Origin of the sequence: Catenovulum maritimum (assembly GCF_001050375.1) — a bacterium.
Taxonomy (GTDB): domain Bacteria; phylum Pseudomonadota; class Gammaproteobacteria; order Enterobacterales; family Alteromonadaceae; genus Catenovulum; species Catenovulum maritimum.
Map to the genome: position 1 here is coordinate 359,785 of NZ_KQ130483.1, position 8,397 is coordinate 368,181.

General features: G+C 37.5%; 7 protein-coding genes. 6 read left to right on the forward strand and 1 reads right to left on the reverse strand.

Translation table 11 applies throughout. The annotated features are described in order from the left end of the window. The 5 genes from XM47_RS04145 (at window position 1) to uspE (ending at window position 5,056) form a co-directional block, all read left to right on the forward strand. Entirely contained in the window at window positions 1-2,340 is a 2,340-nt protein-coding gene (locus tag XM47_RS04145) for a heavy metal translocating P-type ATPase (RefSeq protein WP_048690021.1), read from the forward strand. Continuing rightward, entirely contained in the window at window positions 2,340-2,504 is a 165-nt protein-coding gene (gene ccoS, locus XM47_RS04150) for a cbb3-type cytochrome oxidase assembly protein CcoS (protein ID WP_048690023.1), read from the forward strand. The genes XM47_RS04145 and ccoS overlap by 1 nt, the downstream gene beginning before the upstream one ends. Further along, window positions 2,497-3,144 carry a sulfite exporter TauE/SafE family protein gene (locus tag XM47_RS04155; protein ID WP_048690025.1) on the forward strand — a complete coding sequence of 216 codons (648 nt, stop codon included), beginning with the start codon at window positions 2,497-2,499 and terminating at the stop codon, window positions 3,142-3,144. The genes ccoS and XM47_RS04155 overlap by 8 nt, the downstream gene beginning before the upstream one ends. Window positions 3,145-3,188: 44 nt before the next feature. After that, complete coding sequence (fnr, locus tag XM47_RS04160; protein WP_048690028.1) at window positions 3,189-3,926, forward strand: fumarate/nitrate reduction transcriptional regulator Fnr; 738 nt, start codon at window positions 3,189-3,191, stop codon at window positions 3,924-3,926. A gap of 197 nt (window positions 3,927-4,123) precedes the next feature. Then, on the forward strand, window positions 4,124-5,056 hold the full coding sequence (gene uspE, locus XM47_RS04165) for a universal stress protein UspE (protein ID WP_048690034.1): 933 nt from the start codon (window positions 4,124-4,126) through the stop codon (window positions 5,054-5,056). 1,270 nt (window positions 5,057-6,326) lie between these two features. Here the strand turns inward: uspE and XM47_RS04170 are convergent. Beyond that, window positions 6,327-6,806, reverse strand: coding sequence for a DMP19 family protein (locus XM47_RS04170; RefSeq protein WP_048690036.1), 480 nt, complete (start codon window positions 6,804-6,806; stop codon window positions 6,327-6,329). A gap of 213 nt (window positions 6,807-7,019) precedes the next feature. Here XM47_RS04170 and XM47_RS04175 point away from each other — a divergent pair, with 213 nt between their 5' ends. After that, on the forward strand, window positions 7,020-8,078 hold the full coding sequence (locus XM47_RS04175; RefSeq protein WP_077066463.1) for a transposase: 1,059 nt from the start codon (window positions 7,020-7,022) through the stop codon (window positions 8,076-8,078). Window positions 8,079-8,397: the final 319 nt, after the last annotated feature.

The window sequence follows — 8,397 nt, forward strand, 5'->3', positions numbered from 1 at the left end:
ATGCAAACCCAGTGTTTTCATTGCGGCGAACCCAACCCGCCAAACAATGATCTCTTCATCGAGAATAACCAAGGTAAACAAGCCGTCTGTTGTATTGGCTGCCAAGCCGTTGCAAATAGTATACTAGAAGGCGGCTTCAGCCAGTATTATCAATTTAGAGAAGTAAAAGCAGATAAAGCGTCGCAAACTGAAAACACCCAAGACACAGCTTACGACGAAGAGTCGGTGCAAGCTGAATTTGTAGAATTTGCTCAGGGCCAGGCAACTGCCGATTTAACCATAGAAAATATGCACTGTGCCGCTTGTGCTTGGCTCATTGAAAAACGTCTATTAAAAATATCCGGATTAAAATCGATTTCAGTTAATCTAGTCCAATCTAGAGCTAAAATCAGTTGGGATCCCGCACAAGTAAGATTAAGTAGTATTTTTGCAGCAATTCGACATATAGGTTATCTGCCTGCCCCGTTTAAAATTTCCGATGTTGAAGCCAATTATAAAAAAATTAATCGCCAATATCTAAAGCAACTTGTTGTTTCAGGTCTATTCACCATGCAAGTAATGATGATGGCATTTGCTTTATATTTTGGCGTTTTAGAACAGGGGTTTAATCAATATTTCAGATGGCTAAGCCTGCTCTTAACCACGCCTGTGGTATTTTATAGTGGTTTAGGTATGTTGAATTCTGCCTATAAGTCACTCAAAAATAAAAGTCTAAATATGGATGTTCCGGTAGTGTTCGCCATTCTAGGCACATACTTGGCCAGCTGTTATGCAACTTTTACTAGCTCAGGAGAAGTTTATTTCGAATCTGTCAGCATGTTCGTATTCTTGCTCCTATTGAGCCGATATTTAGAACATTTAGTTCGAGCAAAGTCAGTTAATGTATCGACTAACATGCTAAAAATATTACCCTTAATAGCCTATAAAAAAGCAACAGCCGACTTCCAACCCATTTCAGCAAACTTATTGCAAACTGATGATATTGTCATGGTAAAAATTGGTGAGGTTGTGCCGGCAGATGGCATTTTAATTTCAGATACCGCATCGTTTGATGAATCAATAATCACAGGTGAAAGCACACAACAAATAAAACAAGCAGGTCAAACTGTGTTCGCTGGTACCCTAGTCACTGATAATCAAGTCCTAATAAAAATTACCGCCGCAGGTAAGGCAACTACACTATCACAAATAGCGCAACGACAAACTCTGGTATCCAATAATAAATCAAAACTCGCAACGGCAGCAGATAAAGTCGCCAAAGATGCAACGCTAGGTATTTTAATTTTATCTGCCTTAACTTTTATTATTTGGGAATTTATCATAGGTGAATCTGGCCTTTGGTATGCTGTCGCAGTTTTAGTTGCGACCTGCCCTTGTGCGCTTTCTTTAGCGCTACCAACCGCTTTATCGGCTAGTACGAACAATCTCAAACGCCATGGAATTTTAATTAATAACAGCCATGCGCTTGAATCAGCTGAAAAAATATCAGCGTATTGCTTTGATAAAACAGGCACTATCACCACAGGCGCATTTAAAATAAAACAGTTTGAGTTCAAATCGGATATAAATAGCCAACAAATGTTAGCTCAGATAGCCGCGATAGAAGCTTATTCAAATCACCCTATCGCTAGTGCATTTTCTACACCGAGTTCTGAGTTTGGCGTAGACGATTTTACTATCATTCCGGGAAGTGGAATATCGGCAAAAATACAAAATGATCTAATTGAACTAACCAGCCTGAGACACATACAGCAAAAAGATTTATATCCGGAAGCTAATATTTATGTCTTGAAAAATAAGCAAATTGTAGGGGCGATTTGGTTAGAGGATGAAATACGCTCATCTGCATATGACACAATGACGCAACTCAAAGGTTACAAATGTATTTTAAGCGGTGATCCTAGCCACCGTGTAAAACAAGTCGCCCAACAGTTAGATATTAATTATCAAGAAAACCTAACGCCTGATGAAAAAGTCCAAAAATTAATTCAAATTAGAAAACAATACGGCCGAGTTGCTATGGTTGGCGATGGTGTCAATGATGCTATCGTATTAGCAGAAGCAGATATCAGTATTGCTATGAACAATGCCAGTGAAATTAGTAAATTAAAATCTGATGTCATTTTACTCAATAACAATTTAACAAAAATAGTCACTCTAAAACGACATTCAGGCCGTTTAAATCAAATAATAAAACAAAATTTTGTTTGGGCTATCGGTTATAATACCTTAGTACTTCCACTCGCAGTTAGCGGCTATTTAACACCTTGGATTGCTGTTTTAGGCATGTCCGTTAGCTCACTAATTGTCGTAACAAATTCTCTTAGGTTAATTAAATAATGAATGTAATTTACGTCTTAATCCCAATTGCCGTCATTTTGTTGCTTGTTGCAATCGCAATCTTTTTTTGGGCTGTTAAAAAAGATCAATTTGATGATTTAGACCGCCAAGGTTTCAACATACTATTTGACGAAGATAAACAAGACTCTGACAAAAATGGCTGAGTTTCTCAGTGCATTCCTGATTGGTATTCTCGGCGCTGGCCACTGCGTTGCCATGTGCGGTGGACTAACCGCAGCGATCGGAGTCTCCAACAATTTAAAGTCTAACCTTGCCTACAATATAGGCCGAATTACTAGCTACACTTTAGCCGGCTTAGCTTTAGGCTTAATTGGTTACTGGCTTACCAGTATACTCTTTCCAATATTAATTAGTCTTAGATTTTTATCAGGTGTTATTTTAATTCTACTCGGCTTTTATCTTGCCCGTTGGTATATGGGACTAACTCGGTTAGAAAAGCTATTCAATCGCTTTTGGCAGTTCATTGCCCCTCTCGCGCAGCAAAGTGTCCAAAAAAATTATTTTGGCGCTAAATTCGTTGCAGGCATGTTATGGGGCTGGCTACCTTGTGGTCTAGTTTATAGCACACTCACTTGGGCAACCAGTCAAGCTAACCCAATTTCATCCGCTTTAATTATGCTGGCTTTCGGTTTAGGCACTATGCCTGCACTGCTATTTAGCGCAGTAATCAGTCAACAGTTTAAAGCAGTAATCAATCATAAAATAACAAGAGCTCTAAGTGGCATAATCCTTATTTTATTTGGCTTGCAGACTATTTATGTTGGCTTATTGCAAGTCTGGTAGATTTGAGTAAACTGATAAAGATCTAGCTAAGCAATGGAGCCTACATGGAAGCCGCACCCAAACATTTTAATTGTTCTGTCTCATGCAACAACTGCAGTATTAGTCAGTTATGTATCCCTTTCAGCCTAAATGAAAACGAGTTAAATAAGCTCGATGATATCATCCAACGTAAGCGTCCTTTCCAAAAAGGTGATAAATTGTTTGAAGCTGGTAAACCATTTAAATCGCTTTATGCCGTTAGATCGGGGTCGTTTAAATCTTACACTATTTCGAATCAAGGCGATGAACAAATAACCGCATTCCATTTACCTGGTGATATTATTGGATTCGATGGCATAAATACTAAAGTTCACCCTAGCTTTTCTGTGGCATTGGAGACAGCTATGGTTTGTGAGATACCATTTGAAACTATGGATGAATTATCATCTAGCATGCCAAAATTAAGGCAACAAGTAATGCGTTTGATGAGTAATGAAATTACCACTGATCAAGAACTAATGTTGCTACTTAATCGCAAAACCGCAGAACAAAAATTAGCGGCATTTATTAGCGCGCTTTCATATCGCTTTAATGAGCGTGGTTTCTCATCTAAAGAATTCAGATTAACTATGACTCGAAGTGAAATAGGCAATTACCTTGGTTTAACCGTTGAAACAATCAGCCGTTTACTGAGTCGTTTTCAGAAGTCAGATTTAATCGAAGTAAATGGCAAGTTTATTACCATTGTAAACCTTAAAGGCCTTGATGAAGTGTCAGGCAGTCGAAACAATATTTTAGATTAGAAACACTCTCCCCGTTCTAACACTTTTTACGCCAAAGCCACATTAACAAAGGCTTTAGTTTAAAAGTGTTAGCACTAATTACTCTATCCCAATTTATCAACAAACCTTTAAATTAACTTTTCATTTATTGACCCTAGACAATGAAAATTTTAACAGCCTAGCCTACACTTAGTAGATGCAATACTGTGAGGTGTACCATGAAAGCTATAAACAAAATTTTGGTTGCTATCGACCCAAGTACTGAAGCTCAGAAATCACTCAACCGTGCTGCTGAATTAGCATCTAGAACAGGCGCTAGTGTTACCGCACTGCTGGTGATATACGACTTTTCATATGAAATGACCACTATGCTGTCGTCTGATGAAAGAAACCTAATGCGCCAAGCTGTCATAGCCGAACAGTCCACTTGGTTAGAAAAAATCTTAGAGCCTTATCAAGCCTCAGTTAATCAAATCGAGGCTAAAGTCATTTGGCATAATCGTCCGTTCGAAGTCATGATCAAAGAAATATTGCAAACAGGTTATGACCTTCTAGTAAAATCAACTCACGAGCACAGCGTTTTACGTTCAGTTATATTTACACCCACAGATTGGCATTTAATTCGTAAATGCCCTATCCCTGTATTGTTGGTCAAAGATCATGACTGGCCTGAAAATGGCCAAATAATTGCTGCGATCAACGCGATAAACCAAGAATCACACCATAAGGATTTAAACCAAAACATAATCGAAACAGCTCAATTTTTATCCAGCCACTTAAATGCAGAAACCCAGTTGTTAACCTGTTACCCAGGCGCGCCAATCAACCTATCTATCGAAATTCCTGAATTTGATCCACAAAGCTATCGACTCGCAATCCACCAACACCATATTAATGCACTAAAAAAATATGCTGAAGAATATGAAATTGATGAAAAGCACTGCATAGTCGCAGAAGGCCTGCCTGAAGATGAAATTGGTCAGGTAGCGCAGAATTTAGATGCTGAGCTCATTGTGATGGGTACAGTCGGCAGAAACGGTATATCCGCAGCACTGCTGGGTAATACTGCCGAGCACCTACTGGATGCGGTTAATTGCGATGTACTTGCAATTAAACCACACGATTTTATCTGTCCAATCAAACTAGATTAACCTCAATTAGGGATAACAACTTGCTTTCTTGAGGGCCTTTTTCCTGATAACTGCGTTGAATTCGCTAGTAATAGCCAGCTATTACGTACGCAAATTCGCCTTGTTCTAAGAAAAAATACCTTTCAAGAAATAAAAAATTAATAATACCAATAGCTTAATGGGGTTAGCTAATTTCTTATCCCGAGTTAAGGTTAGAATAAAGATTAAAAAATCTAGATCAGGTCATTCAAACAGCGGGTTCAAAACTTTAGCAATTAAACCCGCTTTGCTAATTATCAAGCCTGACGATACAGTCATATTCCGCACGCGACTCACACCATTTCATACCGTCTAATACTAATCGATCCTAATTATTGCTCAATTTTACGGGTTTAAAAGCACATAAACTGCGTTATTAATTTTGCTATTAGTTTACTAGTCGCGGTAATTCATGCCTTGTTAGCGCACTTTTTTTCGACATAAAATATAGATCAAAAAATTTAGGTGAACTGGTATAAAATCAAATCCTGCAGCATCTAGTGGAAAATCACATTAAATTTGCCAGCCTATTACATCAAAAATGCCAGTCATTATCATTCAACACAGCCACCAAATGACATTTACGGTCTCCACTGAATTGCATTAAGTTTGCCGCTGACAAATTAAGTTCACTGTAGCACAAAGCCTATATTTCTGCTTTGAGCGAAAAGCGGATCTTAAATATGTTTCAATTAGGCGTCTGCTTACGAGTTTAATCCGCCTAAACGTCATTATTTTTCAATTACTGTAGGTTGGGCCGAGCGAAGCGAATCCCAACAATCGAATTTAATATTGCACTAGCCAATATTTATTTTATAACGACTCTAACTGATTAGTTAAAAGGGAATTTGAAGGTACATTATCGAAGGCATTTTATCAAAGGCGGCTGTTACTTTTTCACTGTCAATTTGGCTGGATCAAAGAAGATTGGGGATTCAGATAAATTTTAATCTGTTAGGAGATTTTGTTGGGGTTCGCTTCGCTCGACCCAACCTACGCGGGCTAAATACACAATCTCACTAACAAGCCATTGTTTCGTCTACTAATCGTTCAAATAAAATAAGCTAAACAATAAAAACAGAAGCAAGATAAACCATAACCTATTGATTTAATTGTTTTCTATCAGTGCCTGTCCAGATAGTTGTTAACTGTTTTCTATCAGTGCCTGTCCAGATAGTTGTTAACAACCGAAAAGTTGCCGAAAAGATCACTTTTACCTATTGACCAGCGGGAGGCTCATATGTGTTATGTTTTACTTTACACTATATTCGTTAAGCATTTTATGGAAGTCTTCAGTGTACTCATAAAAGCTATCATCTAAATCCCCAAGGGCTTCTATTTTTGTATATTCATCAACTTCCAATTGATTTTGCCTATCTTCTCGAATTAATGGTAGCGAACCAGAAAATGCAATTTCGATAGCTTGTTTAAGTAATTCTGCGGTTTTAATTGCGCCTATTTTATTTAATGATAATAAAGCTAAATTCGCATTGTCCCCTGCAGAATTCCAGAAGTATTGATGAAAGCCGCCATTATTTACTTCAGCTTCTAGCCACCAGATAGAATATATAGCTTTTTCTTTATCATTCAACGCATCAAATCCTAAAATTCGATATTTCGCTTCTACTACATCGTATGATTCTGGGTACTCTGTTTTTGAAGAGTTCCAAAATATTATACCTATAATTAATAGCGTTGAAATTATTAAGACTAAAATTAAGAAATTACGCATATCCTTCCGTAAAACATAACGCCCGCATAATGGGCTGATAAAGCTTGGCTATAATTGGCAGAAGCCTGAATGACAGGCATTGTTAAAAAATATAAATTACAGTTACTTACAACTCATGTCTATTTATTTTTCATCTGTAATTTGACAAATCAACAATCCACACCAAACTTAACTGTATAAATAACCACACATGACTATAAATACAGTTAACTTATGGCCAAACCCAGAAGCAGTTTAATATCATTATCTGATACTCCTTATTATCATTGCATTGCGCGTTGTGTCAGGCGTAGTTATTTGTGTGGTTATGATAAAACCACTAAAAAGAGTTTTGAACATAGAAAAGTTTGGTTAGTTGAGCGTATTCAAAAGCTTGCCGCTATTTTCACCATAGATGTGGCTGCTTTCGCTGTTATGAGTAATCACTATCACTTAGTTTTAAGAGTCGATACAGATGCTGCGGATACTTTAAACCCTGATGAGGTTCTATCTCGTTGGCATACCTTGTGTCAGCCTAAACCTATTGTGGCCCGTTATTTACAGGCTAAGCAGCAAGGTAATACTTTAACTGAGAGCGAGCTAATGGTCATGAATGATTGCGTTCATGATTATCGCCAACGCTTAACGAGTATCTCTTGGTTTATGCGCTTTTTAAATGAGTTTATTGCCAGACAAGCAAATTCAGAAGATAAGTGTAAAGGCCACTTTTGGGAAGGTCGGTTTAAATCTCAAGCTTTATTAGATGATGTCGCTGTTTTAGCTTGTATGGCTTATGTTGATTTAAATCCAATTAGAGCAAAAATGGCAGATACGCCAGAAAACTCTGATTTCACTTCTATTCAACAAAGGTTAGGCATTTTACCAAAAGCATTAGAAACAGATAATCATCAAAATAAAGACAACCATCAAAAGCTAAAAACACAGAATGATAGTTTAACCGCTATCGCGCCAGCCCAGTTATTACCTTTTGTTAAAGCCAATAATGAATCTATTCCCAACTTTAAGCGCTGTAATAGCCATATCCCGTTTTCATTAATTGATTATTTAGAACTCGTCGATTGGACGGGTCGACAAATCAGACAAGATAAACGAGGCTTTATCGCACCAAATACGCCTTCGATAATCCAAAGACTCGGATTAACAGATGAAGATTGGTTAACCTTTTCAACCGGAATAGAGAGCCAATTTAGTCATTCAGTTGGTCAAAGGTTTCAGTTGCAAACTTACGCTAAAAACCATCAATTAAAACGGGTTAAAGGCTTAAGACAATGAAGCGCCACGCCCGCCTAGTTTTACCAAATAAACCTGTTCTTAAACACCAACCAATCAAATCAATTTGAGAATGAGTCGTACCTGTAATTCAGAATTAACAACCGATAGCACCTCTAAAACACCTATTAATTGAGCTAAATACACAATCTCAGTGATAAGTAGTAGCTTCACCGTCAAATCGTTCAAAGTGAATAAGCCAAATGATAAGAATAGAAACAAGAAAAATCATAACCTATTGATTTAATTGTTTTCTATCAGTGCCTGTCCAGATAGTTTTGCGAAGCGAAACCGAGCAAACTGTTTTTAGTCCCACTTGATT

Bases quoted from the DNA above. Each gene is read 5' to 3' on its own strand.
- XM47_RS04145 (WP_048690021.1), top strand. From the start codon at position 1: ATGCAAACCCAGTGTTTTCATTGCGGCGAACCCAACCCGCCAAACAAT.
- ccoS (WP_048690023.1), top strand. From the start codon at position 2,340: ATGAATGTAATTTACGTCTTAATCCCAATTGCCGTCATTTTGTTGCTT.
- XM47_RS04155 (WP_048690025.1), top strand. From the start codon at position 2,497: ATGGCTGAGTTTCTCAGTGCATTCCTGATTGGTATTCTCGGCGCTGGC.
- fnr (WP_048690028.1), top strand. From the start codon at position 3,189: ATGGAAGCCGCACCCAAACATTTTAATTGTTCTGTCTCATGCAACAAC.
- uspE (WP_048690034.1), top strand. From the start codon at position 4,124: ATGAAAGCTATAAACAAAATTTTGGTTGCTATCGACCCAAGTACTGAA.
- XM47_RS04170 (WP_048690036.1), bottom strand. From the start codon at position 6,806: ATGCGTAATTTCTTAATTTTAGTCTTAATAATTTCAACGCTATTAATT.
- XM47_RS04175 (WP_077066463.1), top strand. From the start codon at position 7,020: ATGGCCAAACCCAGAAGCAGTTTAATATCATTATCTGATACTCCTTAT.